23 protein-coding genes and 2 pseudogenes are annotated in these 25,490 nt (G+C 72.6%); 12 read left to right on the forward strand and 13 right to left on the reverse strand.

The genetic code is table 11. The annotated features are described in order from the left end of the window. Positions 1-180 precede the first annotated feature (180 nt). Entirely contained in the window at positions 181-3,765 is a 3,585-nt protein-coding gene (locus tag ACIRPK_RS27725; protein WP_403043045.1) for a hypothetical protein, read from the forward strand. 281 nt (positions 3,766-4,046) lie between these two features. Here the strand turns inward: ACIRPK_RS27725 and ACIRPK_RS27730 are convergent. Further along, a pseudogene (locus tag ACIRPK_RS27730) lies at positions 4,047-4,753 on the reverse strand (IS3 family transposase); the annotation flags it as partial. A gap of 41 nt (positions 4,754-4,794) precedes the next feature. Between ACIRPK_RS27730 and ACIRPK_RS27735 the strand changes: the two are divergent. The 4 genes and pseudogenes from ACIRPK_RS27735 to ACIRPK_RS27750 form a co-directional block, all read left to right on the forward strand. Further along, a pseudogene (locus tag ACIRPK_RS27735) lies at positions 4,795-5,737 on the forward strand (MMPL family transporter); the annotation flags it as partial. A 9-nt stretch (positions 5,738-5,746) separates the two neighbouring features. Beyond that, entirely contained in the window at positions 5,747-7,066 is a 1,320-nt protein-coding gene (locus tag ACIRPK_RS27740) for an acyltransferase family protein (RefSeq protein ID WP_403043048.1), read from the forward strand. A 166-nt stretch (positions 7,067-7,232) separates the two neighbouring features. Next, positions 7,233-8,225: a GlxA family transcriptional regulator gene (locus ACIRPK_RS27745; protein WP_403043051.1), complete on the forward strand. Its 993-nt coding sequence runs from the start codon at positions 7,233-7,235 to the stop codon at positions 8,223-8,225. Positions 8,226-8,314: 89 nt separating this feature from the next. Then, complete coding sequence (locus tag ACIRPK_RS27750; RefSeq protein ID WP_403043052.1) at positions 8,315-8,923, forward strand: isochorismatase family protein; 609 nt, start codon at positions 8,315-8,317, stop codon at positions 8,921-8,923. A 65-nt stretch (positions 8,924-8,988) separates the two neighbouring features. Here the strand turns inward: ACIRPK_RS27750 and dacB are convergent, their stop codons facing one another. From dacB to ACIRPK_RS27790, 8 genes are all read right to left on the reverse strand, one after another. Further along, positions 8,989-10,575, reverse strand: a complete 1,587-nt coding sequence (dacB, locus tag ACIRPK_RS27755; protein WP_403043053.1) for a D-alanyl-D-alanine carboxypeptidase/D-alanyl-D-alanine-endopeptidase — start codon at positions 10,573-10,575, stop codon at positions 8,989-8,991. A gap of 205 nt (positions 10,576-10,780) precedes the next feature. Beyond that, positions 10,781-10,957, reverse strand: a complete 177-nt coding sequence (locus tag ACIRPK_RS27760) for a hypothetical protein (protein WP_403043054.1) — start codon at positions 10,955-10,957, stop codon at positions 10,781-10,783. A gap of 45 nt (positions 10,958-11,002) precedes the next feature. Beyond that, positions 11,003-12,358, reverse strand: a complete 1,356-nt coding sequence (locus tag ACIRPK_RS27765) for a carotenoid oxygenase family protein (RefSeq protein WP_403043056.1) — start codon at positions 12,356-12,358, stop codon at positions 11,003-11,005. Between the two features lie 39 nt (positions 12,359-12,397). Then, positions 12,398-13,918: an MFS transporter gene (locus ACIRPK_RS27770; RefSeq protein ID WP_403043057.1), complete on the reverse strand. Its 1,521-nt coding sequence runs from the start codon at positions 13,916-13,918 to the stop codon at positions 12,398-12,400. Between the two features lie 71 nt (positions 13,919-13,989). Further along, the gene (locus ACIRPK_RS27775; RefSeq protein ID WP_403043059.1) at positions 13,990-14,508 is read right to left on the reverse strand and encodes an SRPBCC family protein; all 519 of its coding nucleotides are present in this window, start codon (positions 14,506-14,508) and stop codon (positions 13,990-13,992) included. A gap of 110 nt (positions 14,509-14,618) precedes the next feature. Next, positions 14,619-15,182, reverse strand: coding sequence for a TetR/AcrR family transcriptional regulator (locus ACIRPK_RS27780; protein ID WP_403043061.1), 564 nt, complete (start codon positions 15,180-15,182; stop codon positions 14,619-14,621). 49 nt (positions 15,183-15,231) lie between these two features. Further along, a complete protein-coding gene (locus ACIRPK_RS27785; protein ID WP_403043062.1) occupies positions 15,232-15,819 on the reverse strand; it encodes a helix-turn-helix domain-containing protein in 588 nt (195 codons plus the stop codon). Positions 15,820-15,910: 91 nt separating this feature from the next. Then, positions 15,911-16,384: a MarR family winged helix-turn-helix transcriptional regulator gene (locus tag ACIRPK_RS27790; protein WP_403043064.1), complete on the reverse strand. Its 474-nt coding sequence runs from the start codon at positions 16,382-16,384 to the stop codon at positions 15,911-15,913. 100 nt (positions 16,385-16,484) lie between these two features. Between ACIRPK_RS27790 and ACIRPK_RS27795 the strand changes: the two genes are divergently transcribed. After that, positions 16,485-17,330 carry an NAD(P)H-binding protein gene (locus ACIRPK_RS27795; protein ID WP_403043065.1) on the forward strand — a complete coding sequence of 282 codons (846 nt, stop codon included), beginning with the start codon at positions 16,485-16,487 and terminating at the stop codon, positions 17,328-17,330. Positions 17,331-17,409: 79 nt separating this feature from the next. Further along, the gene (locus ACIRPK_RS27800; protein ID WP_403043068.1) at positions 17,410-18,171 is read left to right on the forward strand and encodes a group II truncated hemoglobin; all 762 of its coding nucleotides are present in this window, start codon (positions 17,410-17,412) and stop codon (positions 18,169-18,171) included. A 59-nt stretch (positions 18,172-18,230) separates the two neighbouring features. Here the strand turns inward: ACIRPK_RS27800 and ACIRPK_RS27805 are convergent, their stop codons facing one another. Both ACIRPK_RS27805 and ACIRPK_RS27810 read right to left on the reverse strand, forming a co-directional pair. Then, positions 18,231-18,779: a GNAT family N-acetyltransferase gene (locus tag ACIRPK_RS27805; RefSeq protein WP_403043070.1), complete on the reverse strand. Its 549-nt coding sequence runs from the start codon at positions 18,777-18,779 to the stop codon at positions 18,231-18,233. A gap of 29 nt (positions 18,780-18,808) precedes the next feature. Further along, a complete protein-coding gene (locus tag ACIRPK_RS27810; RefSeq protein WP_403043072.1) occupies positions 18,809-19,456 on the reverse strand; it encodes a DUF998 domain-containing protein in 648 nt (215 codons plus the stop codon). Positions 19,457-19,609: 153 nt separating this feature from the next. Between ACIRPK_RS27810 and ACIRPK_RS27815 the strand changes: the two genes are divergently transcribed. From ACIRPK_RS27815 to ACIRPK_RS27825, 3 genes are all read left to right on the forward strand, one after another. Beyond that, positions 19,610-19,933, forward strand: coding sequence for a YciI family protein (locus ACIRPK_RS27815; protein WP_403043074.1), 324 nt, complete (start codon positions 19,610-19,612; stop codon positions 19,931-19,933). 60 nt (positions 19,934-19,993) lie between these two features. Further along, positions 19,994-21,925 (forward strand): DUF6596 domain-containing protein, encoded by a 1,932-nt coding sequence (locus tag ACIRPK_RS27820; protein ID WP_403043077.1) that lies wholly within the window; start codon positions 19,994-19,996, stop codon positions 21,923-21,925. Positions 21,926-22,147: 222 nt separating this feature from the next. Then, entirely contained in the window at positions 22,148-23,164 is a 1,017-nt protein-coding gene (locus tag ACIRPK_RS27825; protein ID WP_403043080.1) for a DUF4190 domain-containing protein, read from the forward strand. 5 nt (positions 23,165-23,169) lie between these two features. On the opposite strand, the gene ACIRPK_RS27830 is transcribed toward ACIRPK_RS27825, so the two are convergent. Then, the gene (locus tag ACIRPK_RS27830) at positions 23,170-23,520 is read right to left on the reverse strand and encodes a DoxX family protein (protein WP_403043082.1); all 351 of its coding nucleotides are present in this window, start codon (positions 23,518-23,520) and stop codon (positions 23,170-23,172) included. A 112-nt stretch (positions 23,521-23,632) separates the two neighbouring features. On the opposite strand from ACIRPK_RS27830, the gene ACIRPK_RS27835 reads away from it, so the two are divergent. Next, positions 23,633-24,076: a MarR family winged helix-turn-helix transcriptional regulator gene (locus tag ACIRPK_RS27835; protein WP_403043091.1), complete on the forward strand. Its 444-nt coding sequence runs from the start codon at positions 23,633-23,635 to the stop codon at positions 24,074-24,076. A gap of 7 nt (positions 24,077-24,083) precedes the next feature. Here ACIRPK_RS27835 and ACIRPK_RS27840 read toward each other — a convergent pair whose 3' ends face one another. Next, on the reverse strand, positions 24,084-24,863 hold the full coding sequence (locus ACIRPK_RS27840; protein ID WP_403043084.1) for a TetR/AcrR family transcriptional regulator: 780 nt from the start codon (positions 24,861-24,863) through the stop codon (positions 24,084-24,086). A gap of 103 nt (positions 24,864-24,966) precedes the next feature. On the opposite strand from ACIRPK_RS27840, the gene ACIRPK_RS27845 reads away from it, so the two are divergent. After that, entirely contained in the window at positions 24,967-25,347 is a 381-nt protein-coding gene (locus tag ACIRPK_RS27845; RefSeq protein ID WP_403043086.1) for a VOC family protein, read from the forward strand. Positions 25,348-25,490 lie beyond the last annotated feature (143 nt).

Genomic DNA, 25,490 nt, shown 5'->3' on the forward strand with positions numbered 1-25,490 from the left:
GCCGACCGTCGTGCCATTCGAACGGCCCAGCAACGCTTCCTGCGCCGCACTGCCCGGGTACGCCCGCCATTCGGTCTGGCCGCCCGCCCCCATGCACAGGAGTTGTTCAGGCGCCTGGCCTCGGCGGGCGGGCCGACAGTCTTCGTCTGCGAGGGTCCTGCAGGCATCGGGAAGTCAGCAGTGGTCGGTGAGGTCGTCACCATCGCCGAGCAACAGGGCTGGCCGGTCCTGGCGTTCCGCATGGACGAGGTGGAGGCGGAAGACCGGACCGCCGAGGCCGTCGGACGGCGACTGGACCTCCCAGCTTCTCCGGCAGCACTGATCACCCGAGTGGCAAGGGGTGGCCCGGCGCTGCTCGTCGTGGACCAACTCGACGCGGCGAGCAGCTACAGCGGACGCATGCCCGACGTCTTCGAGGCGGTGGACGACATGCTCGAACTACTGGCAGCCGCACCGAACGTCAGGGTCGTCCTGGCAGCCCGGACGGTCGACGTCGAGAAGGATCCCCGGCTCACGAGCCTCGTCGGCCAAGAGAGCACGACCGCACGCTTCCGGCTGGACCTCCTCGAAGACCAAGCCGTGAGTGCCGTCCTCGAAGCCGGCGGTACGTCCCCGGACACCCTGGGAGCGAAGACCCTCGAACTCCTTCGCACCCCCCTGCACCTCGCGGTCTTCAGCCGCCTCTCCTCAGAGGCACAGACGACGCCCTACCGGAGCCTTCAGGAGCTCTACGCCCGGTACACGGAGGAGCGCCGCCGCGAGATCGAGCGGTCGCTGCCCTCCGACGCCTGGCCTGACGTCACCGGCCGGCTGATCGACGAGATGAGCCGACGCGAAGCCGTCACCATCCCCTACGCGTTCCTGGACCGGTTCGCCCGGGCCGATCTGGCCGTGCTCATCTCGGCCGGCGTCCTGGTGCACGCGGACAGCGACCGCATCGGGTTCTTCCACGAGACCTACTTCGACTACCTCTTCGCCCGGTCGTTCGTCGGGTCTGGGCACGACCTCCATGACTTCCTCGCCACGAGCGGCCAGGCCCTGTTCCGCCGAGCCCAGACCCGGCAGGTCCTGGAGCACCTGAGCAGAACGGATCGAGCGGAGTTCAGACGTACGGTGGTCCGCCTGCTGGAGTCGGACGCGGTCCGGCCACACCTCCACTTCATCGTCCTCGCCGTGCTCGAGGACCTCGACCCCACGGGTGAGGACTGGGCAGCCCTGGACCGGCTGGCATGGGGCGAAGGAGTCACGGCCGAGCAACTACGACAGCTCCTCGCACGGCCCGGTTGGTTCGATGCGGTGGACACCGGCAGATGGGAGCAGTGGCTGGCCGACCCCCGAATGGTTCCTCTGGTCTTCCAGCAACTGGAATGGTGCACCCAGCACCGTCCCGTGCGGGTGCTGGAGCTCTTCGAGCCATACGCCGAGGCCGACGACTCATGGCGTCAACGGATCCTCAGCTGGGCCTGCACCTGGCCCACCAGCCACTCTGCGGACCTCATCCGAAGGCTCGTCGAGCGCGGCGACTTCGATGACGAGCAGTACGGACCTTCCGAGCGCGCCATTGATTTCTGGCAACTGTTCGAGAATCTGGCGGACCACGACGCACCGTGTGCGATCCAGGTCCTGGGCCAGTTCCTTGATCGCGGACTTCGACGGACCCTGGCCGCCGGCTGGAGTGACCCCTTCGACTCCGGCTACCTGTCCTCCCCCGCAGCGTCCTGGGTGAGCGCCTGCGTCACCGAGACGGCAACCGCCGCTCCCCAGGCGGTGCTCGACCACATCCTGCCGTTCGTGATCTCTGTCGTGGAGGCGAGCCGCGCAGCTGATCCGTGCGCAGACCCCCCGGTCTCTCGGTGGTCCCACCCACCCTCCCCATTCCAACCCGAGCTCGACGGCGCGCTGTACACGGCAGCGCACGACGCCCTGCGCACCCGTGCTGCGCAGGAACCCGCCGCCGTCGCGGACGTCATGGAGCTCCTGTCAGCAGGACGTGGCTGGGCTCTGGACTACCTCAGCTGCCGGACGTTCACCGTCTGGAACCGCCCGGACGAAGCCATCGCCTGGCTGATGGCAGCCGGTGGACGTCTTCGGCTCGGCTGGCCAGACAGCCCACACTCCGCCTCGCGTGAACTCATCTCCGCAGCGACCCAGAGCTGCCAGGAGCAGAGCGTCGAGCAGCTCAGTGACCTCCTCCTCCGGCACTACCCGGACCGAGAGTGCTCCCCGGCGCACCGTGACCTCTTCGGGCGGTCCCAGTACGTGCTCCTCGAAGCGGTCGCCGAGCATCGCCGGAGCCCGGCAGTGGCGCGACGCCTCGCCGAGTTGAAACGCAAGTTCGGCCAGGATCCTCTGCGAGGCCCACGCCCGGTGGAAGCCGCGTGGGTCGGCCCTCCGATTGCCCCCTCTGCGGGCTCGCACATGACGGACGCCCACTGGCTGAAGGCCCTGAAGAAGTACACCGCGGACAGCGTCGACTGGGACGGTGAGCACCCACGAGGCGGTGCCCGTGAACTGGCTTCTCTGCTGAAGGAAGCAACCCGTCGCCAGCCGGATCGATTCACCCGGCTGGGCTGCACGTTCGACAGGAACGTCCCCGCGGCCGCCTTCGCCGCAGTGATCGACGGAGCGGTTGGCCGGGCGAAGGTGGACGGGCTGCTGGCACTCTGCTCCCATGCCCGCCGCCTAGTCGGGGTTCAGGTGGGTCGAACCGTCTGCAGAGCGATACTCGGTGCAGCACAAGACGCGGTGACACATCCCGCTGCCCTTCCGCTCCTGACCGCCTGTGCCGGGGATCCCGATCCTGCCGCCGAGGTGGCGTGGACCGGGTCGCAGCACGGAAAGTACTACGGCGGAGATCTCCTGACGGCGGGGATGAACTCCACCCGGGGCGAGGCGGCCCTCGCCCTCGGTGCCCTCCTCAGAGCGGCGGAGGCCCCGGCAGAGGAACTCCTCCCGCTGCTGGGCCTGCTCATCCGAGATCCGATCATGGCCGTCCGAGTGTGCGCCGCCGACGCCGTGGTCGCCGCACTGCGTCATGACCGGGCAGCAGCCCTGGATCTGACGGAGTTACTGTTCGCCGGGACCCCAGTCGCCGTGCACGAGGCACGGACCACTCACGAACTGCTCATGCTGGCCCTCCTGTACGACACCGAGCGCTTCGCACCGGAGCTGACCCGAGCGCTCGACGGACCTGAAGGAACGGCGCGCTACGCCGGAGCAACCTGGGCCGCCCTGGCTCTGCGGGAGCGACTGGTTCCCGGTCTGCCGGAGAGTGTGAGCGGACTGTCCTGCTCAGCACGCCGGGGCGCCGCCGAGGTGGCGGCCAACGACCCCGCCCGCAGCAGGTTGCTGCTCAGGGCGCTCTTCCACGACGACGACAGGGAGGTGCGCAAGGTGGCGGCAGGTGCCCTGCGCGCCATGACCTCGTTGCCGACAGATGCTTCCGACGACCTCATCGACTCGTTCCTCCCCAGCCAGGCGTTCGCCGAGCACCCTGACGCACTGGCAGCGCCCCTTGCCCGGTCCACACTGCGTCTACCGACCAGAACGCTCGACGCGTGCAGGAAGTTGGCCTCGGCGGCAGAGCACGGGCGGACCGGGGGAAAACGCGGGAACGCGCTGCTCCAGCAGCACCTGATCGAAACGGTTCTCCGGCTGTACCGACAAGGAAGCACCGGGACGAGGAGCCAGTGCCTCGACATCATCGACAGCCTCTACCGGGTGAATGCACACGGGTTGAGCAAGGCGCTGTCCGAAGAACGCTGACGCCGCCGATTGTCCGCCCGGCGGCCAGGACCTCGCAACACGCGCGGAGGTGCATCAACCCGGAGCGGGTCGGCGCCTGACGGGGTGTAGTGACAAGCGGGCACAAATAGCCGGCGCAGCAGGGGATTTGAGCGCAACAGAGGACGCGGAAGGCGCACACTCGTATGTCTCCCGAGGAGCCCAGGGCCGCAATCGCTACTTGGAGAACAGCCGCCTGGACACCACGGAGACGAAAATATTTGGAGACCTGAGCCTTCCCCGGGAAGGTGGGCACCGGAGTTTCATGCGGCGAGGGTGATCCTACGGGACGCTGCTGTCTGCTGTTCGAACTGAATCGGGCTGAGGTAGTCGAGCGTGGAGTGGCGTCGGCGGAGGTTGTAGAAGGAGAACCAGCGGAACACGTACAGCCTCGCCCGGTTCCGGTCAGCCCAGCGCACTTCGTGCATCAACTCCCGCTTCAGCGAGGCGAAGAAGCTCTCCGCGGCGGCGTTGTCGTAACTGGAGCCGACCTTCCCCACGCTTCGCCGGATCCCGTGGCATCGGCCGAGCCTCGCGAACTCGGCCGAGCCGTATTGGGCGCCCCTGTCCGAGTGGCACATCACGCCGTCGACCCGGCCGCCGCGGGTCGCCACTGCGGCCTCCAGGGCGTCGGCGGCCAGCTGGGTGCGCATGTGGTCAGCCATCGACCAGCCCACGAGCCGGCGCGAGTGCAGGTCGATGACGGTGGCCTGGTACATCCCCGAGCCTCCGACCGGCAGGTACGTAATGTCACCGACCCACCGGGCATCGGGCTCACCCGCTGTGAAGTCGCGCCCGATCAGGTCCGGCGCCGGCGACGCGTTCCTGTCCCGGACGGTGGTTCGGCAGCGTTTGCGCAGGTGAAGGCCGACGATGCCGTGCTCGCGCATCAGAGGGGCTATCCGCTTGCGGTTGACCACCCGCCCCTGGGCCCGCAGTTCCGCGTACACCTCGGCACCCCATAGGCTCCCCGCGTCTCGCACAACCGCTGGACGCCGAACTCGGCCCGGGCTCAAGGCCGACGGACTCTCCGGCAAGGACCAGTTCACCAGCACGCCCCGGACCGCTGTCGGCGAGCGGATCCAGTCCGAGCACTTCCCGGCCGGATCGGGCGACCCCGGCTTCGTCGTGGCCAAGGCAGCCTCGGCCGAGCAGGTGCGGACGGCGCTGTCCGGCGTACCGGGAGTCGTCGGTGTCTCGACTCCGCTGGTCCAGGACCGCGAGGCCGTCATGCTCGGGGAGCTCGGGGACGACCCCAGCGGCAGCGCCGCGATGCGCACCGTCGAGCCGGCCAGGATCGCGGTCCACCGGGCCGAGGGGGGCGGATGCCCAGGTCGGCGGCAGCACGGCGATCATGTGCGACACGCAGGAGGCGGCCGCCCGCGACTCGAAGGTGATCATCCCCATCGCGCTGGTGGTGGTGCTCCCCGTCCTCGCGCTGCTGCTGCTCATGGCAACGGTGGTGCTGTCGTTCGGAGCGGCTCTCGGCGTGAGCAGTCCGGTGTTCACCCACGTGTTCCTCTTCGCCGGCGCGGAAGTCTCGTTCCCGCTCCTGACGTTCGTGCTCCTGGTCGCCCTGGGCATCGACTACCGCATCTTGCTGGTCATCCGGGCACGCGAAGTGGCGCTGCTGCACGGCACCAGGCGCTGCGCCCTGACGGGCCTGTCCAGCACCGGAGGTGTGATCACCTCGGCCGGGCTGGTGCTGGCCGGCACCTTCGCGGCGATGGCCTCGCTGCCGCTGGTGTTCGCGGCCGAGCTCGGGTTCGCGGTGGCGTTCGGCGTGCTGCTGGACACCATGATCGTCCGCTCGGTGCCGGTCACCGCGCTGACCCTGGACCTGGGGCGGTGGATGTGGTGGCCCAGCAGGCTGTTCAGGCGGCCCGACGCCCCCCGGAAAACGGCCCGGACGGACGGTCGGGCTGAGCAGTCCACCGCCGGGGCGGTGCGCTAACCTCCTCGAATGTCCCTCACAACCCAGGCGCCCGCCCCCGAGATACCCGAGGGCCGGGCCAAGCTGGCCTCCGACTCCGCGAAGCCGAGGCTCGGCTGGCTCGACGCGCTGCGCGGATTCGCCGCGTTGGCCATCATGATCGGGCACTTCGTCCAGAACGTGATGCCCGAGGAGTTCGCCCGTACGGCGGGCAAGTTCGACATCGGGACCTACGCGGTCTTCCTGTTCTTCCTGGTCAGCGGCTACATCGTGCCCGCTTCCCTGGAGCGGCGGGGCAGTGTGCGGGGCTTCTGGATCAGCCGGCTGTTCCGGATCTACCCGCTCTGCCTTGCCGTGGTGGCCCTCGGGGCCGTGGTCTGGAAGCTGGGTGGGTACACCGACTCCCTGCCGCCGCTGGGCTGGTTCACCATGGACCACCCGGCGATCGCCGCGCTGGGCAACGTCACCATGCTGCACGACTTCCTCGGCGTCGGCGGCACGGTCTTCGTCATGTGGACGCTCTCCTACGAGATGATCTTCTATCTGCTGGTGGCGTCCCTGTTCGTCCTGGGCGTGCACCGGCGCAGCGCGGAGCTGTCCACCGCGTTCTCGCTGGTCGCGCTCCTCGCCGTGGGTGCCTTCCCGCTCTACACGATCACCCACGACCTGCCGGGCCTGCGCCGGGCGGTCGTGCTGGCGACCGTCGTCATGGCCGTGGGGCTGTTCGCGGTGATGAGCCGCCGCCGGAGCCTGGCGGTGCTCGGCGCGGTGGTGCTCGGCGCGCTGGCGCTCGGCCTGCTGGTCGCCAACAGCCGGATGCCCGGCTGGTTCAGCATGACCATCCTGGCCACCATGTTCGCGGGCACCGCGATCTACCGGGTGGAACAGGGCCAGACCGGCTGGGTCAAGTGCGCCGTGGCGGCCGTGGTCGGCATCCCGGCCCTGCTGTACGTCGGCGGGCGTTACGGCGAGCACGGCGAGGTGACCCCCGAGTTCCAGTGGCACTGGGTCACCACCATGGTGGCCACCTGGGCGACCTTCGCGATCGGGATGGCCCTGCGGCGGTTCCGGATGCCCAAGGCGCTGACCTGGCTGGGGTCGATCAGCTACTCGGTCTACCTGGTGCACGCCGTCCTGCTGAGCGTGCTGCTCTGGCTGATCACCCCCACCCCGGTGACCTCCCTCTCGCTGGGTACCCGGGTGGTGCTCGGCGTCGGGTTCTGCGCCGTCGTGCTCGCGGTCAGCCACCTCACCTTCCACCTGATCGAGCGCCCGGCCCAGCGGCTCGGCAGCCGGCTGACCAAGGCCGTCGAGCGCCGCAGCGCCAAGCCGGCCGGCACGCCGGAGTAGCCGCCCGGACGGAGCACCACGGTGGGGCCGGTACGCGCGACGCGTACCGGCCCCACCGCCATGTCCGGGCCCAGGACGATCCCGAGCCCCGGGGAGCCGGGCGGATGTCCGGATCTGACAGGGAATCGTCATTGCAGCCATCGTCCTGAGCGACCACGATGGAGGCATGCCCACTCCCCACCGCGTCGTCATCGCGGTCTTCCCCGACGTCGACCTGCTCGACGTCACCGGTCCGGCCGAGGTGTTCGCGCTGGCCAACCGGGAGACCGCGGGCCGGGCCGGCTACCGGGTACGGCTGGCCGGGCCGACGGCCGGTACGGTGCGGACCTCGGCGGGGGTGCGGCTGCTGACCGATCTGACCTTCGGTCAGGTCGGCGGGCAGGTGGACACCCTGCTGGTGCCCGGGGCGGTCGAGATGACCGGGGACGGGCCGGTGGCGAAGGTCGACCCGGAGATCGTGGCGTGGGTGCGGGAGACCGCCCCGCTGGCACGCCGGGTGGCCTCGGTGTGCGTGGGCGCGCACGTACTGGCGGCGGCCGGGCTGCTGGACGGGCGGACGGCGACCACGCACTGGTCGACGGCGGCCCAACTGGCCGCCGACCACCCGGCCGTCACGGTCGACCCGGATCCGATCTTCGTCCGGACCGACCGCGGCCGGCTCTGGACCGGTGCGGGGATCAGCGCCTGTCTGGATCTGGCCCTCGCCCTGGTGGCGGAGGACCAGGGCGAGGAGGTGGCCCTGGCGGTGGCCCGGCAGCTGGTGATGTACCTCAAGCGGCAGGGCGGCCAGAGCCAGTTCTCGGTGCCGCTGAGCCGCCCGGCCTCCGCCCGCCGCGACATCGACGAACTGCGCCTGTGGATCGCCGACCACCTGGACGAGGACCTGTCCGCCGCCGCCCTGGCGGCCCGGATGTGCCTGAGCGAGCGTCACTTCGCCCGGGTGTTCAAGCAGGAGACCGGCACCGGTACGGCCGACTACGTCCAGGCCGCCCGGGTGGAGGCGGCCCGTCGGCTGCTGGAGAGCACCGACGCCCCGCTGGAGCAGGTCGCCACCGTCGCGGGCTTCGGTTCGTCCGAGACGCTGCACCGGGCCTTCCGGCGCCAGCTCGCCACCACGCCCGCCGCCTACCGCCGCCGCTTCCGCACCCAACCGGCCTGACCCTCCCCCTTCCCCTCCCCCTCCCTCTCGCCCGAGCTGCGAGCCAGCTGGCTTCGCCATGCCCGGACGACGACCGAAAGGCCAAGAGAATGACCACCGTCAGCCCTTCCACCACCCTCCGCGACCTGAGCGGCCTGGACAGCGAGCCGCCCCGGCTCGCCGACGCCGTCCTGGTGATGATCGACTTTCAGAACACCTACCGCACCGGCGTGATGGCCCTGGACGGCGCCGAGGAGGCCCTCGCCGCCGGTGCCCGGCTGCTGGCCCGGGCCCGGGCCGCCGGCATCCCGGTGGTCCACGTCCTCAACGACGGCGGCGAGGGCACCCCGTACGACATCCGGGCCCACGTCGGCGCGATCAGCGACGAGGTCGCCCCGGCCGACGGGGAGGCGGTGGTGGTCAAGCAGGTCCCGAACGCCTTCCACGGCACCGAGCTGGAACAGATCCTGGCCGAGCTGGGCCGGAAGGACCTCGTGCTGGCCGGGTTCATGACCCACATGTGCGTCAGCTACACCGCCCAGGGTGCCTTCAACCTCGGCTACCGCCCGACCGTGGTCGCCGAGACCACCGCGACCCGCGCCCTCCCCGGCCCGGACGGCGGCGTGCTGCCCGCCGCCGCGCTCCAGGCCGCCGCCCTGACCACCGTCGCCGACCTGTTCGGCACCGTCGTCGCGACGGTGGACGCGCTGCCCGCCTGACCCCCGGCGGCACGGAGGCCCCGACCGCCGGGCGGTCGGGGCCTCCGTCGCGCTCCCGGCTCAGGTCAGGGGGCCTGCTCCGCCTGCTCCTGGAGCAGCCCCGAGATCCGGGACAGGTCGTTGATGACGTCGAAGAAGCTGTTGATGTCCGGGGTCGAGGCGCCGTTCACGGCCAGGTAGAAGGTGTGCAGCCGCCCGTGCCCCGCGTCGAGGTAGCCGCCCAGGGTCTCGCCGCCGACGGCCAGCCGCCCGTTGAGCGCGTCGAAGCCGAGCACCGAGCCCGGCTTGGCCCACACCTTGCCCTTGCCCGGGCAGGTCGGGCAGCCCGCGCAGGCGGTGGCCAGCGAGCCGTCCACGCCGAGGATCGGCTGCGCCTCGCGGAACCGGTCCGCGTCCGGGGTGCCCTGCCAGTAGTGCAGGATCTCGTTCTCCACCCGGGGGGTGACCCGGTCGATCGGGTTGCCGCCCCGGCCGTCGAGCAGCTGCGCCTGGGTCGGGTCGATACCGGCCTGGCGCAGGAAGGCGTTCAGGACCGGGAAGCCGCCGTCGCACTGGTGGCTGCCGGCCGTGACGGCCATCAGGCAGATCGTCAGGTTGGCCCCGAGGTTGTGACTGACCTTCAGGATCAGCTTGGCGTACTCGGCGAAGACCGGGGAGACGTACGCGCCGACCCGCTGGGTGCCGTCGTACGTGGCGGGCAGCAGGTCGGCCGGGTTCGGCCCGGTCGGCGGCGCGGTGACGGTGACGCCCGCCCGCGCCAGCGCCTCGATCAGCGCCGTCCGCCCGAACGCCGCCGGGTCCTGCACGTGGGAGATCCGCAGGGCCGGCGGGGCGTCGGCCGCGATGGTGCCCGACAGGGTCAGGTGGGTGCCGTCCGGCGAGGCGGCGACCGCGATGTCCGTGGTCCCGCCCGCCGGGACCGTCTGCACGGTCGACTCCACCTGGTACGGCGCGACCTGCGGCCGCCAGCTGAGCTGGGCCGTCGTGCCGGGGGCGGTCGGGGTGGTCAGCAGGTCGATCACGTTGTCGTTGACGATCAGCGGGTCCGGGCCCGGGTCGAGCCCCTCCGAGGTGGTGAACAGCCGGGAGTCGACGGCGACGTCGCCCCGGATCTCGGTGAGGCCGGACTCGCGGACCTGGCGGGCGATCCCGTCCAGTCCGGCGAGCGGGTTCTCGGGGGTGAGGGTGGCGCCCGGGACGTCGTTCGCGTAGGTGTGGTCGATCGTGGTGTAGTCGACGCCGCCGTCCGGCTTGGTCCGGCCGCCCATCGTGAGGTCGCCCTGGGCGACCAGGACCAGCGACCCGTTCAGCGCCGTGCCGTCGCGCTCCCCGACCGCCTGCACGGGCGTGGTGAACCGGTGGTCGCCGCCCAGGGTGTGCCAGGCACCCGAGACGCTGACCAGCTTGGCGGTCGAGCCGGGGATGAAGAACTGGTCGGGGTACCGCGAGTGGATCACCCGCCCGGTGGCGTCGTCGATCTCCAGCAGACCCCACTGGGCGTGCTGGTAGGCCGGCTTGTTCATGATCGCCGTGATCTCCGGCCCGAGGTCGTCCGACTGATCGGGCACCGGGCCCGCCGCGCCGACCGTGAGGGCGTTGGCCAGCACCGCCCCGAGGGCGGTGACCCGACTGCGCCAACTGCGAGATCTCATGAACCCACCTGTTCCGGGCCGTGCCCGATGTCCTGACGGATGCTCGGTTTCCGCAGGGATACCGCACGGCGGCCGGCCGTCGAACATCCTGACGGGCCGTTCACCCGCTTGCCGGGCGATCCGCCCCCGGACCACCCGAACGACGCCCCGGACAGCCGAAGGCCCCGGCTGCCGGAGCAGTCGGGGCCGGTGGAGCGTGGGCGGGTCAGTCCCGCAGCGCGAGCAGCAGGGCCGGGACCAGGAGCAGCAGCAGCCAGGGCTCGGCGAGGACGGCCACTCCCAGGCCGGTGTAGGCGGCGGTCTCGGCCATCCGGCGGCGGCGCTTCCGGCCGGACTTCCTCGACGCCTGGGCCGCGTCGGTCTTCACGAACTGCTCGGACATGGTTTCTCCTCGGGAATCGGTTCGGGTGACGGCCGGGTCAGCAGGTCAGCGGTTCAGCGCGGCGTCGGGGATCCAGGAGCCGTGGATCATCGCCGGCACCCGGCGCGGCAGGTGGACGGTGGCGACCGGCGGGAGGGCCAGGTCGGAGGCGTCCAGCACCAGCAGGCGGGAGGCGTCGGCGTTCAGGTCGCCGACCACGGTGAGCAGGTAACCGGCATCCTCGTCGGTGGCCCCGGCGGCGGGTACGAACACCGCCTCGCTGGGTAGTTGGCCCACCCCGACCGGCCGCAGCTGCCGGGCGCCGGTGGTGCGGTCGTACTTGACCAGCGCGTGGTTGCCGATGCCCTGGTCGTCCGGGAAGGACAGCGCGTACTGGTAGCGGTGCTCCCGGCCGAGGTACTCCTCGTTGATGGTCGGAAACTCCACCGTCAGGTCGTCGGTGAACTCCTCCCGGACCGTGCCTGCCACCGGGTCGACGGTCCACCGGACGCCGCGGGAGCCTGAGTTGGGCTCGGCGCCACGGTCCGGCGCACCCACCCACCAGTTCCAGGAGCGCTGCCAGCCGGCCCGGCCGACGGACGGGCCCTCGACCACGATCCGGCCCTGCCGGTCCTCGTAGGCGTTCGCCAGGTGCATCGCGTAGCCCTGCCCGATCTCGAACCAACGGACCCCGGCCGCACCGCCGTTGCCCTGCGGCATGACGCCGATCCGGGACGGCTGGGCGTCGCTCCAGCCGTACGGGATGCCCGAGTGCTCGGTGTGGTCGAAGGTGACCGAGCCCTCCAGGAACACCACGTGGTGCTCGGTGATGGCGAAGTCGTGCTTCAACGCGGCGGTGGCGCCCGGGACTTCCTGGCTGTGCAGCAGCTCGCCGGAGGGCGCGGCCACGTGGTGGACCAGGTACGGCGGGAACGGCGAGGAGGCGAAGAAGTGCAGCTCGCCGGTGACCGGGTCCTCCTTGGGGTGCGCGGTCATCGCCGAGGTGAGCCTGCCACCGAAGTCGTACGCGCCGACCGTCTCCAGCTCGGCCGTCAGCTCGAACGGCAGGTTCGCCTCGCAGAGCGCGAGCAGGCGGCCGCCGTGCTCGATGACGTGCGTCCCGGCGGTGCTGGCGGTCAGGTCCGGGCCGTGCTCCGTCAGGTACGGCGCACCGTCCAGGGCCGGGGTGTGCACCCAGCGGTTGCGGTACCACTCGGCCCGGCCGTCCCGGAGCCGGATGCCGTGCACCATGCCGCTGCCCATGAACCAGTGGGTCGGGGTGATGCCGGGCTTGGGGTTGTGGCTGTTGCGGATCAGCCGGCCGGTCAGCTCGGGCGGCAGGACGCCTTCGACGGTCAGCCCGGTGGCGGAGATCTCGTCGGCGACCGGGGTGTAGTGACCGGTCAGGTAGGGCTTGTTCATGGTCGGATCCACTTCTCTCATCGGTGAGTCGACTGGGTGTCAGCGGTGCGGCCGGTTACCGCCCGGCTCCGGTACCGGCCCCGGTGGAGCGGCGGCCGGGCCGGGCCGGGCGGCCGGCCTGGCGGCCCGGGCCACGAGCGGGGTCAGTGCGGCCGCGAGGGCGGCCACCCCGGCGGAGACCAGGAAGGCGGTCCGGTAGCCCGCGGTGAGGGCGACGACGTGCGGCTGGCCGGCGCCGACCGCGGCCGTCCGGGCGGCGGCGAGGGTGGCGAGCACGGCCAGACCGACCGCGCCGCCGATCTGCCGGGTGGTGTTGACCAGGCCGCTGGCGAGCCCGGCGTCGGGCCCCGGTACGCCGGTCACGGCGGCCGCGGTGAGCTGGACGAAGGCGACTCCCAGGCCCAGGCCGATCACCAGGGTGGGGCCGAGCACGTCGGTGGCGAAGCCGCCGGTCGCGGAGATGCCGGCCAGCCGGACCAGGCCGCCGGACAGCAGCGCCAGGCCGCCGGCCAGGGTCGGCACCGCACCGAACCTGCGGGCGGCCCTCGGGGCCAGCGAGGAGCCGAGGATGTTCGCCGCCGCGAGCGGGAGTTGGGACAGCCCGGCCTGCAACGGGCCGTCCCCGAGCACCTGTTGCTGGTAGAGCGGGAGGAAGAAGAACAGCCCGATCCAGACCGCGCCGAGCAGCGCCATCAGCAGGTTGGCGGCGGCCACCGAGCCGGTGCGCAGCAGCCGCGGCGGCAACAGCGGTGCGGGATGCCGACGTTCGGTACGGACGAAGACCGCCAGCAGGACCGCCGCGACACCGCCACTGGCGACCGCCCACGGGTCGGTCCAGCCGGAGCGTCCGGCCAGGGTCAGCCCGTGGACCAGGACGACCAGCGCCGCCGTGACGGTGACGGCACCGACCAGGTCCACCCGCTGCGGTCCGGCTCCGGACGGGGCGTCACCGGGGACGAGGCGCACGGCGGCGGCCAAGACCAGCGCGGCACTCAGCGCACTGGCGTGGAACACCGACTGCCACCCGAGCGTCGCGGTCAGCACTCCGCTGAGCAGCACCCCGGCCGCGCCCCCGGCGCCGGAGACCGCGCCCCACACCCCGAGCGCCCGGCCCCGCCCGGGCCCCGGCGGGTACACCTGCATGACCAGCGACAACGCGGCCGGGGCGATCGCCGCGGCGCCCACACCCTGGACCGCGCGGGCCGCGATCAGCTGCCCTGGGCCGTCCGCCAGCGCGGCGGCCACCGAGGCGGCGAGGAAGACCGCCAGTCCGCCCAGCAGGACCCGCCGACGCCCCGTCAGGTCGGCCACCCGCCCGCCGAGCAGCAGCAGCGCGCCGAAGGCCAGGCCGTACGCGGTGACCACCCAGGTCACGCCGTCGCCGGAGAGCCCGATGCCGTCCCGGATCGCCGGGAGGGCGACGTTGACGATGGAGGTGCTCAGCACCACCACGAACTGCGCGGCGGCCAGTACGGCGAGCACGGCGGCGGACCGAGGGGCGGGCCGGGCAGCGGGTCGAGCGGCAGGTCGGGCGGCTTCGCCACCTATGGTCCTGGACACGGCAGCACTCCTTGTGTGGTCACTCACTCACTCATGAAGCCGAAAAAACCGGGCATCGCAGCGCCCGCCGTTCACGCACCCTGCTCGGCGCGCCGCTTGAGGTTGTGCAGCCAGTGGTCAAGCGAGCCGTCCAGCGCCTGCTGCAGCAGCTCGACGTTGGCGCTGACCGGCTCGCCGGTCCAGGACTCCTCGGTGTGCACCCGGACGCCGTCCCGGGTCGGGGTGAAGGTCCAGACGTGCACGGCGGTGATGCCCTGGGCCGGGCCGCCCCAGACGATCCGGCGCCCGGGGTCGACCTGCACGACCGTCGAAGTGATCCCCTCCAGCCCCTCGGTGGACCACACCCAGGACGAGCCGGGACGGAGCGGGCCGGGGGTCTGCTTGACCACCGAGCCGACGCCCGACTGCCAGGCCGGCCAGTTCTCCACGTCGGTCTGGATCCGCCAGACGCGGTCCAGCGGCGCGTGGATGACGATGTCGTCGCGGGTGATCACCGGGGCGCTCCGGTCGATGCCGACGGGCGCGGGGCAGCCGGCACCGCCCGTCCCGACGGCGAGCAGGGCGGCGACGCCGGTGGCGATGGCATGCATGGTGTCCTCCAGGGTGACGAGGGGGCGGCCGGTGGGCCTGACCCGATAATGTGTGGTTGATTACTCAGTCCGAGGACCGCAGGAAACGGCCGGTCGGCCCGGGCCGCGACCTAGAAGTGCCGGATGCCCGACTTCAGCGTGCGCGCCCACGGGGCGTCCACCGCGTCGGCGTCCATCGCCGCCAGCAGGTGGCAGAGCACGCCGACCGAGAAGAACTCCTGCACCTGCCGGTCGTCACCGCCCGAGGCACCGCGCACGTACTCCACCAGGCGGGCGTACCCGGCCCGGACCGCGGTGCGGATGGCCGGCTCGGAGACCGCCGCCGCCTGGGCGTGCATCTGGACCAGCAGCAGGTCGTTGTCGCTGATCAGGCGGGCGTACGCCTCGCCCATCGCGGAGAGCACCACCTCGGGCGAGCCGCCCGGGGCGTCGGCCGCGCCGAGCTCCAGGCTCCCCCGGACCCGGACGAAGCAGTGCTCGACCACGGCGGCGAACAGCTCCTCCTTGCTGGGGAAGAGCCGGTAGACGTACGCCTGCGAGATCCCGGCCGCCTTGGCCACCTCCATCGTGGTGGTGCCGAAGTACCCCCGGGCGGCGAAGGCGCTGATGGCGGTGCGGAGCACCGTCTCGCGGCGCTCCTCGGCGGTGGAGAGTTGGCGTCGTTGCGTTGGCATGTGAGTACTCAACCACTCACACTTTCTTTCGTCAACACCCGACGGTGGATCAGCCCGCCTTGGGCCTGGCCCGGACGTGCATCCGCTCCCCTTGTCGGCCGAACAGGCTGAGCACCTCGACCGGCCGCCCGTCGGCACTGCCGAACCAGTGCGGCACCCGGGTGGAGAACTCGGCCACCTCACCCGGGCCGAGCACGAAGTCGTGGTCGGCCAGCACCAGCCGGAGCCGCCCGTCCAGCACGTACATCCACTCGTGGCCCTCGTGGGTGCGGAGATCCGGCTCGCCACCCCGGTCGGGGATGATCATCTTGTACGCCTGGAGCGGGCCCGGCGTCCGGGAGAGCGGCAGATAGGTGCCCCCGCTCGGCAGCGGCCGGGGCGCCAGCCGGACCCGGGGGTCGCCCATCTCGGGCGCGCCGACCAGGTCGTCCAGCGACACCCGGTAGAGCCCGGCGAGCGGCAGCAGCAACTCCAGGTTGGGGCGGCGCTGCCCGGACTCCAGCCGGGAGAGGGTGCTCTTCGAGATGCCGGTGGCCTCGCAGACCGAGGTCAGGGTGAGACCCCGGTCGGTCCGCAGCCGGCGGAGCCGGGGGCCGACCTCGTCGAGGACCGCTCGATAGGGCGCTGCACTGTCCATCCGGGCATTCCATCCCGCCGTCCCGGAAACGGCAACAGACGCCCCCGCCCGCCGCACGCCCCGGCACTGCCCCAGGGCCGGGCGGCGGCCGTCAGCGGTTCCGCAGGGCGTCCTGGTCCGCGACGTACTTGAGCATCAGCCGGGCGAACTCCAGCCGCTCCTCCTCGGACCAGTCGGCGGTGACCGCCTCGTAGGCGGCGCGCTGGTGGCGGCGGAATCGGGCCATCAGCTCCCGGCCCCCGGGGCTGAGATGCAGGACCGTCCGGCGGCCGTCCTGCTGGGAGGCGGCGCGGATCAGGTGCCCGGCCGCGATGTTGTCGGACACCATCCGACTGGCCACCGAGGGGTCCACCCCCAGGTGGGCGGCGACCGCGCCGACGGTGACCTCGGTGGGCTCGGCGGCCTGCTCGGCCTCCAGCACGATGTTGAGGATCAAGGTCCGGCTCAGGTCCTTCTGGGAGACCGGGTTCTCGACCTCCAGCAGGGTGGACCGCCGGAGCTTCCCGAAGGCCGGGCCCACGGTGTCCAGCAGCCGCTCGGCGGTGCTCGGCTCGCGCTTCGTCATGGGGCCGATGATATCTGGATGACTCTCTGAATACATGTGTTGACATGAAAACGTGTGCATGTAAGCATGCATATGTCTTCACCAACGAATGGAGCACCCCATGATCACCCTCGTCACCGGCGCCCGCGGCAAGGTCGCCCGGGCCGTCCTCGACCGCCTGCACGCCGCCGGTCACCCCGTCCGGGCCGCCAGCGCCCGGCCCGCCGAGCTGCCCGTCCCGGCGGGCGTCGAGGTGACCGAGCTGGCCCTCGGCCGGCCGGAGACCTTCGCCGCCGCCCTGCGGGGCGTCCGCCAGGTCTTCCTCTACCCGGAGCCCACCGGCATCGACGAGCTGGCCGCCGCGGCCGAGGCGGCCGGGGTCGAGCACGTGGTGCTGCTCTCCTCCTCCTCGGTGCTCGGCCCCGACCCGGAGCAGGACGCCCTCGCGAGCCACAGCCACCGGGTCGAACGCGCCCTCACCGACTCCGCGCTGACCGGCACCTTCCTGCGCCCGGACGCCTTCGCCAGCAACGCGCTGGGCTGGGCGTACTTCGTCGGGCAGGGCCTGCCCGTCCAACTCGCCCATCCGGACGCCGACCTCGCGCCGATCCACCCCGAGGACATCGCCGACGTCGCGGTGGCGGCCCTCACCGGCGACGCGCTCACCGGCCGCCCGGTCACGCTGACCGGCGCCGAGGCCCTCACCTTCCGCGCGCAGCTGGCCGTGCTGTCCGAGGCCGTCGGCCGGGAGATCGCGGTCGAGCGGATCACCCGGGCCGAGGCCGAGCAGCAGCTCGGTGGCTTCCTGCCCGCCGTGATGGTCACCGCGCTGCTCGACCTCTGGCAGGCCGCCGAGCAGCGCCCCGCCGTCCTCGCCGACACCACCGAGACCCTGCTCGGCCGCCCCGCCCGCACCTTCCGCCAGTGGGCCGCCGAGAACGCCCACGCCTTCACCCCGAAGTCCTGACCCGGCAGACCCCGGCGCCGTCACCGCTTCGCCCCCTCAAGTCCTTGTCCGGGCAACGATCCTGATGTTGAGTCAGCACATGATTGTCGAGTACATCCGGTACCGGATCGCCGAACCGCAGCGCGCCGCCTTCGAGGCCGCGTACCTCCGAGCCGCCGGCCCGCTCGGCGCGGCCGAGCAGTGTGTCGACTACGAGCTGGCCCGCTGCACGGAGGACCCGGGCGCCTACGTCCTCCGCATCCGCTGGACCTCCGCCGAGGACCACCTCGGCGGCTTCCGCAAGGGTGAGCAGTTCGCCGCCTTCTTCGCCGAGATCAAGCCCTACGTCGAGTCGATCGAGGAGATGCGGCACTACGAGGTGACCGCCGTCGAGGGGAAGGGCGGCTCGACCCCGACCCTGTACGAGTGGGCCGGTGGCGCCGCCGCCTTCGAGCGGCTGTTCACCCGGTTCTACGAGCGGGTCCCCGAGGACGGGATCCTCGCCCCGGTGTTCGCCGGGATGGACCCGCAGCACGCCCGGCACGTCGCGGCCTGGCTCGGCGAGGTGTTCGGCGGCCCGGCCCGCTACAGCACCGAGCTGGGCGGCCACCGGCACATGGCCTCCCGGCACCTGGGCCGGGGCGTCACCGAGCAGCAGCGCAGCCGCTGGGTCGCCCTGCTGCTGGACACCGCCGACGAGGTCGGCCTGCCCGCCGATCCGGAGTTCCGGGGCGTGCTCGCGTACTACCTGGAGTGGGGCACCCGGATGGCGCTGATCTACTCGGGCCCCAACCCGCCGCCGCTCCCGGAGACGCCGATGCCGCGCTGGGACTGGGGCATCACCCCGCCGTACCGGGGCTGACCGGGCCTCGGGACCGGCCCTGCCGGGTGGGGCGGCGGCCCGGCCTGCCGACCACCAGCTCAGCCGCGGCGCGCCCAGTCCTCCCTGAGCAGCCCGAACAGCACCCGGTCGTACCGCTCCCCCGCCACCAGCACGGCGGATCGGCGGCGGCCCTCCTCCTGGAAGCCGAGCCGGGTGAAGGCCCGGACGGCCCGCTCGTTGCCGCTCCAGGTGTCCAGCTCCAGGCGGTGCAGCCCGTACGCGCCGAACAGGTGGTCGACCAGCAGGCCCAGCGCCTCCGAGCCGTGGCCCCGGCCCCAGTACGCCGGCTCGCCGATCGTCACGCCCAGGGTGGCGACCCCGGCGTACGGGTCCAGGTCGCGGTAGTCGGCCATGCCGATCACCCGACCGTCCGTCAGGTCCTCGACGGTGAGCACGGCCGACTCGCGCGGCATCAGCCGCAGCATGGTGTCGAAGCCGAGCCCGATCGCCTCCGCCGTGACCGGCCCGAAGCACGGGTCCCCGGCGGCGGCCGGCCGGACCACCTCGGGGTCGTTGCGCCAGCGGAGGTGGTGCTCCGCGTCCTCGGCGCGCAGCGCCCGCAGCCTGACCAGCTTTCCTTCGAACATGACCACTCCGTTGTCGGGCTGACGGTTGCTCAGCGGCCCCGACGGTACCCGGCGGCGATCACCGAGATCCACAGCATTGCGACCAGTACGCCGACCGCCAGGGTGAGCGAACCGGCCGGGCCGCCGCCCATCGCCCAGCCGTTGCCGAGCAGCAGCGCCGTCCCGGCGATCCGGGAGCCGACCGCCAGGCCCCGGCTGCCCGCCCGGTGGAAGTGCCGGCCGAGCAGGAAGCAGGCCGCGATCAGGGCCAGGAAGGTGGTCGACCCGGCCACCAGGTGGGCCGTGCCGTGCCAGCTCATGGTGGCCGGCCTCCCGGCCGGGGTGCCGACCGGGAAGCCGTCGGCGGGGTCCAGCACGAACACTCCGGCGGCGGCCATCCCGACGCCCGCGATCCGGACCAGCCGGGCCACCCAGGCGCTGTCGACGACCCGGCGCAACCCGGCCGCACCGGCCAGGTAGAGCGCCCCGACCAGCAGGAAGTTCGTGATCTGCAACCAGCCGAGCGAGCCGTTGCTCAGCACGCTCAGCGGGTGCCTGGTGATGTCGAAGCCCTCCCGGGTGGCGGCCTGGGTGAGGGCCAGGACGGCCCAGACCGGTGTGGTCAGGACGGCGCAGTTGAGCAGGGCACGGGTGCCGACGGCGGCGCGTCGGGCGGCGGGGAGCTGGACGGTGGTCATCAGCGAGTTCCTTCCGGGGTTCGGTCTCTCGCCGCTACGTCGTCCGGGCACTGTGACAGGGAACGGTGCGCATTCCCTGTCGGATCGGCCCGTTCGACGTACCGGCACAAGCACCGATCGCAAGCACCGGTACGACAGCCCCGGAGGCACCCCATGCGCTACCTGATGACCACCGTCGCCGACGGCTCCGCTCCCGACGAGAAACTGTTCGCCGAGATGGGCCGTTTCATCGAGGAGCTGACCGCCTCCGGTGTCCTGCTGGCCACCGGCGGCCTCGGCCCGACCAGCATCCTGGTGAGCTCCTCGGGCGACGAGATCACCGTGACCGACGGGCCGTTCGCCGAGGCCAAGGAGGCGGTGGCCGGCTTCGCGCTGGTCGAGGTCCGCTCCCAGGAGGAGGCGGTCGAGCTGGCCCGCCGGTTCCGCCGGATCGTCGGCGACGGCCAGAGCCGGATCCAGGAGGTCTTCACCGGCTGACCCCGCGTCAGCACGCCCTCCTGCCCCGGCCCGTCATCGAGCCGGGGCAGGTGTGCTGTCATGGTCACCGTGCTGGATACCCGCCGGACGGTCAGTGCGGTCTGGAGACTCGAATCGGCGAAGATCATCGCCGGGCTGGTCCGGATGGTCCGCGACGTCGGCCTGGCCGAGGAGCTGGCCCAGGACGCCCTGGTCGCCGCGCTGGAGCAGTGGCCGCGCACCGGCGTGCCGGACAACCCCGGTGCCTGGCTGACCGCGATCGCCAAGCGCCGCGCCGTCGACCACATCCGGCGCGACCAGCGGCTGCTCCGCAAGCAGGAGCAGCTCGCCCTGGAGCTGGACCAGCAGGCCGACCCCGAGCCCGACGACCTGCTGCGGCTGATGCTGATCTCCTGTCACCCCGTGCTGGCCACCGAGGCCCGGGCCGCCCTGACGCTCCGGCTGCTCGGCGGCCTGACGGCGGAGGAGATCGCCCGCGCCTTCCTGGTCACCGGCCCGGTCGTCACCCAGCGGATCGCCGCCGCCAAGCGGACGCTGGCCGAGCGGCAGGTCCCGTTCGAGCTGCCCGGTGCGGAGGAGCTAGGCGAACGTCTCTCCTCCGTGCTCGAGGTCGTCTACCTGATCTTCAACGAGGGCTACTCGGCCACCTCGGGCGACGACCTGATGCGGCCCGGCCTGTGCCAGGAGGCCCTCCGGCTCGGCCGCCTGCTGGCCGTGCTGGCCCCGCGCGAGCCCGAGGTGCACGGTCTGGTCGCGCTGATGGAGGTGCAGGCCTCGCGCTCCGCCGCCCGCACCGGACCGGCCGGCGAACCGGTCCTGCTGCACGAACAGAACCGGGGCCGCTGGGACCAGCTGCTGATCCGGCGCGGCTTCACCGCGATGCTCCGGGCCCGCGAACTCGGCGGGCCGCCCGGCCCGTACGTGCTGCAGGCCGCGATCGCGGTCTGCCACGCCCAGGCCCGGACCGCCGAGGACACCGACTGGGCCGCGATCGCCGCCCTGTACGAAGCGCTGGCCCGGCTGCTGCCGACGCCGGTGGTGCGGCTGAACCGGGCGGTGGCGGTCGGCATGGCCGACGGCCCGCAGGCCGGGCTCGACCTGACCGAGCCGCTGACCGCCGACCCCGCGCTGCGCGACTACCACCTGCTGCCCAGCGTCCGGGGCGACCTGCTGGCCCGGCTGAACCGGCCCGCCGAAGCCCGGCTGGAGTTCCAGCGGGCCGCCGCACTGACCCGGAACGCCGCCGAACGCGCCTTCCTGCTGGGCCGGGCCGAAGCCCTCGCCGCGCACCTCCCGACCGGTCCCACCCTCGGCTCGGCCGCCCGGGACTTCCTGGCCGGAGCCGGGCTGGACGCCGCGACGGTGCGCTCGTACGGGCAGACCCTGCGCCGGCTCGAGCTGGCGCTCGGGGCGGGCCTGCCGTCCGCCGACCTGACGGCCGCTCAGGTGGCGGGTGTGTTCGCGACGGCCTGGGACGGCGCGGCGGCCCGGACCTGGAACCGGCACCGGGCGGCCGTCCGCTCGTTCGCGCTCCGGGCCGAACTGGCGGGGATCGCCGACCTGGTGGAACGCCGCACCGAACCCCGGCGCCCCGCCGTCGAGCCGCTGGCCGGCGAGCGGCTGGACGAGCTCTGCGACCGGCCGGGGGTGGGCCTGCGCGAACGGACCCTGTGGCGCCTGCTGCACGAGTCGGGCGCCGGGGTGACGGCCGTCCTGGCGCTGAACGTGGAACAGCTCGACCTGGACGACCGGACCGCCGGGCCGGGCATCGGCTGGCGGTCCGGCACCGCCCGGCTGCTCCCCGCGCTGCTGGACGGCCGCACCCGGGGCCCGCTCTTCCTCACCGACCGCCGCCCCGGCCCGGCCCGCGCCCCCACCGCCGACCTCTGCCCGGAGACCGGCCGGGCCAGGCTCTCGTACGAGCGCGCCGAGTACCTGTTCAAGCAGGCCAGCGGCGGCCTCACCCTGCGCCGGCTCAAGCCCCGGCGCTGAGCGGACGCCCGGACCACGCTGCCGGCCGGCCGCCGGGCCCCGGTATGTTGACCAGCCGCCGGCCCTGTCGGCGTCCCGCCCCGGGGTGACGACGTACGGGTCCGGCCCGGACCGGTGTCCGGGGCGCGGAAATCGGGTCGCCGGCGCCGGGGGGAGCAGGACAGACTTCGGCGTCGCGGCCGACCAGCCGCTCACCGCCTCCACGTGTCCGAAGGATTCCGCATGACCACTCCCGCCCCGCCCGACAGCCCGCAGTCCGCCGAGGGCCAGGCCGACGCCAACCCGTGGGCCGCACCGGTCCCGGGCCAGGGCGAGGCCCCGGAGCAGGACGGGGCCGCCGCGCCCGCGCCCGCCCCGGCGCCGGGCGAGGTCCCGGGCGGGCCGTACTGGCAGCCGTATCCGGCGTTGGCGCCGCAGCCCCGCAACGGTCTGGGCATCGCCGCGATGGTGCTCGGGATCGTCGGCGCGCTCTTCGGCCTGGCCGTCATCCTGTTCTGGCTGGCCTGGCTGCCGTCGCTGCTCGCCGTGATCTTCGGTGGCATCGGGCTGAGCTACGCGCGCAGGGGTCTGGCGACCAACCGCGGGATGGCCCTCGCGGGCGTGCTGCTGGGCGTCGCCGGCCTGCTGGTCTCGGCCGGTACCGGGACGTTCTTCGCGGTCCGGGTGCACCAGGTCAACGAGGACCGGCGGGCGTACGAGAAGGCCGAGCACATCCGGGTCGAAGCCGCCAGGGAGCAGGCGGCGAAGGAGCGGCAGCAGTTCGAGGCCGCCCAGGCGAAGGAGCGCGAGCGGCAGGAGGCCGAGCAGGCGAAGAAGGCGGCGGACGAGAAGGCCCGGCACCTGGGGTTCGGTGAGTCCTACACCTACGAGGACGGGCTGAAGGTCACGATGGCCAAGCCGGTGCCGTACGTCCCGAGCGGCGGCTCGGGCGACATCCCCGACAACACCAGGATCGTCGAGGTCCGGATCACCGTCGTCAACACCGGGTCCGAGGAGCTCTCGCTCTACGGCTCGGGGGCACCCTTCGTCAAGAACACCAAGGGCAACCTGATCTACCACGTGATCGACGGGAGCGGGCGGATGAAGTTCATCGCCAACGACGTCGCCCCGGGCCAGGACTCGTCCAGCGTGTCCGCGTACGCCCTGCCGAACAACGGGGCCGACCCGTTCTACGTGGAGTTCCACTACGGCAAGGGCATGAACAGCAAGACCGTCACCTGGACCGGCTCGGCCGGCTGAGCCGCTCAGGAGGCCGCGACCGCCAGCGCCAGCACGGCCGCCGAGACCACCAGCAGCACGGCGGCCGGAGGCGTGCCCTTGTAGTCCGCCGTGCGCAGGTGCGCGCCGACCGCGCCGACGAAGTAGAGGACGACGCCGACGGCGGCCGCCACGCCGAGCGGTCCGATCCAGATCCCGGCCAGCAGGCCGAGCGCACCGGCCACCTCGCAGGCGGCCAGCGGCGGCAGCCAGCCGAGCGGCACGGCGATGCCGGTCATGCTCGCCACCACCTTCTCGTCCCGCTTCAGCTTGGCCGAGGCGGAGGCCAGCAGGACCAGGGCGAGCAGGGCTGCGGTGACGACATAGGCGATGAACACGACGGGCCTCCGGACGGATCGCGGGCGAGTACCGTGGAGGCTAGCAGATAGTTGAAGAGCATCAACCATTGAATGGGTGCGACAATTCGCCCCCGGTAGGGTTGACGGCGTGATGGAGGACCTTCCCGTACTGACCCTGGCCTTCCAAGGCCACCTCGCCGGCACCCGGGTCAGGAAGGCGATGGCGGAGCACGGGCTGAAGCCCGGACACGGGCACGTCCTGATGGTGCTTCAGGACCAGGGCGCGGTCGGCCAGCACTGCCTGACCGAGACCCTCGGCGTCGACAAGAGCGTCACCGTCGCCCTGCTCAACGACCTCGAACGCGACGGCCTCGCCGAGCGCCGCCGCGACCCGGCCGACCGCCGCCGCCACATCGTGGAGATCTCCCCCCGGGGCACCGCCCTGGTCACCGAGCTCCGCACCACCCTCGCCGCCGTCCAGGCCGACCTGTTCCGGAACCTCGCCCCCGCCGAGATCGACACCCTCAGGTCCGCCCTCGCCCGCCTGCACACCACCCCGGACGACGACGGCGCCCCCTGCGACGGCCAGGACTGACCCGGCGTCACTCCCCGGCGGCCCGCTCGGCGATCAGCGCGGCGAAGCCGTCCAGGACCCGGCGGAGGCCGAACTCGTAGGCGTGGTCGGCGCTGTAGGCGCCCTGGTGGGCCTCGCCGGCGGCCGCGCCGATCCGGGTGGCCAGCGGGAAGCGCTCGGGGTCGAAGACCTTGGCCAGGATCGGCGCGTTGGCTTCCCACCAGTCGGCGTCCGACATCGTGCTGTCGCGCGCGGCGGCCCGGGCCTCGAGCGCGGTCCGCGCCGTGGAGCGGACGAAGTCCAGCAGGTGGGCGAGGGCCGCGTCGAGGTCCAGATCGGGCAGGCCGAGGCCGTCGAAGGCGCTCAGTTCGTGGTCGTACTTGGCGATCAGCCCCGGCCCGAGCGGCGGCCGGGTGGCGGGCAGCGCGGCCACCCAGGGGTGGGCGAGGTGGAGCGCCCGGTTGGCCTCGGCGACGGCGGTCACCCGCTCGCGCCAGGGCGCGCCGGCCTCCACCGGCCGGGGCATCCGCTGGAACAGCGTGTCCAGCATCAGGTCGAGCAGCTCGGTCTTGCCGGGCACGTACGTGTAGAGCGTCATCGGCGTCACGCCGAGCTGCTGGGCCACCCGTCGCATCGAGACGGCGCCCAAACCCTCCGCGTCGGCCAGCTCCAGGGCCGCCCGCACCACCGCGTCCACGCTCAGCCCCGGCCGGGGGCCACGCCCGCCGGCCTGCACCCCGCCCGGCTCGCGCCAGAGCAGGGCGAGGGTGCGGGAGGGGTCGCCTGCGCTGCTTCGGTCCTTCGCCATGGCCCCATCCTCTCCTGTCCGGACCCTGGGGAATAAACTGCGGGCGCCCTTGTTGTACGGCGTATAGAGTACGCCGTACAGAGTTCACGACCCAAGGAGTGCCGTGCAGATCACCGCCGCCGCCGTCTCGCTCACCGTCGACCGGGTCGAGCCCTCCGCCGCCTTCCTGACCAGCCACTTCGGCTTCCGGGAGGAGATGGCCGCGGACGGCTTCGCCTCCCTCGCCCGGGAGGGCGCACCCAACGTGGTCTTCCTGCGGCGCGGCCTCCAAGCGCTGCCGGCGGACTTCCGCGACCAGCACGCCGCCGGGGTGATCCTGGCCTTCGTGGTCACCGACCTGGCCGCCGAGCACGACCGCCTGCGGGCCGCCGGGGTGCCGATCACCATGGAGCTGCGCGAGGAGCCCTGGGGCGAGCGCCTGTTCCAGGTCACCGACCCGAACGGCGTGATCGTCCAGCTCGTCGAGTGGGCCGCCACCGAGTAGCGCCCGCCGCGTGGCCCCCCCCCCCCCCCCGGCGGGCCCCCCCGGGGGGGGGCCCGTACAGCGGGGCCCACGGGAGGTTATGATTTGCGTGGGGGGGGTGTTCACCGCGGCGGGGCCGGCCCGGGGGTGCCCCGGGACCCGGC

The organism is Kitasatospora sp. NPDC101801, from assembly GCF_044766665.1.
GTDB lineage: Bacteria > Actinomycetota > Actinomycetes > Streptomycetales > Streptomycetaceae > Kitasatospora.

What these genes read in the sequence shown, in the direction of transcription:
- ACIRPK_RS27740 (WP_403043048.1), top strand. Translation starts at nt 5,747, where the DNA reads ATGTCCCTCACAACCCAGGCGCCCGCCCCCGAGATACCCGAGGGCCGG.
- ACIRPK_RS27745 (WP_403043051.1), top strand. Translation starts at nt 7,233, where the DNA reads ATGCCCACTCCCCACCGCGTCGTCATCGCGGTCTTCCCCGACGTCGAC.
- ACIRPK_RS27750 (WP_403043052.1), top strand. Translation starts at nt 8,315, where the DNA reads ATGACCACCGTCAGCCCTTCCACCACCCTCCGCGACCTGAGCGGCCTG.
- dacB (WP_403043053.1), bottom strand. Translation starts at nt 10,575, where the DNA reads ATGAGATCTCGCAGTTGGCGCAGTCGGGTCACCGCCCTCGGGGCGGTG.
- ACIRPK_RS27760 (WP_403043054.1), bottom strand. Translation starts at nt 10,957, where the DNA reads ATGTCCGAGCAGTTCGTGAAGACCGACGCGGCCCAGGCGTCGAGGAAG.
- ACIRPK_RS27765 (WP_403043056.1), bottom strand. Translation starts at nt 12,358, where the DNA reads ATGAACAAGCCCTACCTGACCGGTCACTACACCCCGGTCGCCGACGAG.
- ACIRPK_RS27775 (WP_403043059.1), bottom strand. Translation starts at nt 14,508, where the DNA reads ATGCATGCCATCGCCACCGGCGTCGCCGCCCTGCTCGCCGTCGGGACG.
- ACIRPK_RS27780 (WP_403043061.1), bottom strand. Translation starts at nt 15,182, where the DNA reads ATGCCAACGCAACGACGCCAACTCTCCACCGCCGAGGAGCGCCGCGAG.
- ACIRPK_RS27785 (WP_403043062.1), bottom strand. Translation starts at nt 15,819, where the DNA reads ATGGACAGTGCAGCGCCCTATCGAGCGGTCCTCGACGAGGTCGGCCCC.
- ACIRPK_RS27790 (WP_403043064.1), bottom strand. Translation starts at nt 16,384, where the DNA reads ATGACGAAGCGCGAGCCGAGCACCGCCGAGCGGCTGCTGGACACCGTG.
- ACIRPK_RS27795 (WP_403043065.1), top strand. Translation starts at nt 16,485, where the DNA reads ATGATCACCCTCGTCACCGGCGCCCGCGGCAAGGTCGCCCGGGCCGTC.
- ACIRPK_RS27800 (WP_403043068.1), top strand. Translation starts at nt 17,410, where the DNA reads ATGATTGTCGAGTACATCCGGTACCGGATCGCCGAACCGCAGCGCGCC.
- ACIRPK_RS27805 (WP_403043070.1), bottom strand. Translation starts at nt 18,779, where the DNA reads ATGTTCGAAGGAAAGCTGGTCAGGCTGCGGGCGCTGCGCGCCGAGGAC.
- ACIRPK_RS27810 (WP_403043072.1), bottom strand. Translation starts at nt 19,456, where the DNA reads ATGACCACCGTCCAGCTCCCCGCCGCCCGACGCGCCGCCGTCGGCACC.
- ACIRPK_RS27815 (WP_403043074.1), top strand. Translation starts at nt 19,610, where the DNA reads ATGCGCTACCTGATGACCACCGTCGCCGACGGCTCCGCTCCCGACGAG.
- ACIRPK_RS27820 (WP_403043077.1), top strand. Translation starts at nt 19,994, where the DNA reads ATGGTCACCGTGCTGGATACCCGCCGGACGGTCAGTGCGGTCTGGAGA.
- ACIRPK_RS27825 (WP_403043080.1), top strand. Translation starts at nt 22,148, where the DNA reads ATGACCACTCCCGCCCCGCCCGACAGCCCGCAGTCCGCCGAGGGCCAG.
- ACIRPK_RS27835 (WP_403043091.1), top strand. Translation starts at nt 23,633, where the DNA reads ATGGAGGACCTTCCCGTACTGACCCTGGCCTTCCAAGGCCACCTCGCC.
- ACIRPK_RS27840 (WP_403043084.1), bottom strand. Translation starts at nt 24,863, where the DNA reads ATGGCGAAGGACCGAAGCAGCGCAGGCGACCCCTCCCGCACCCTCGCC.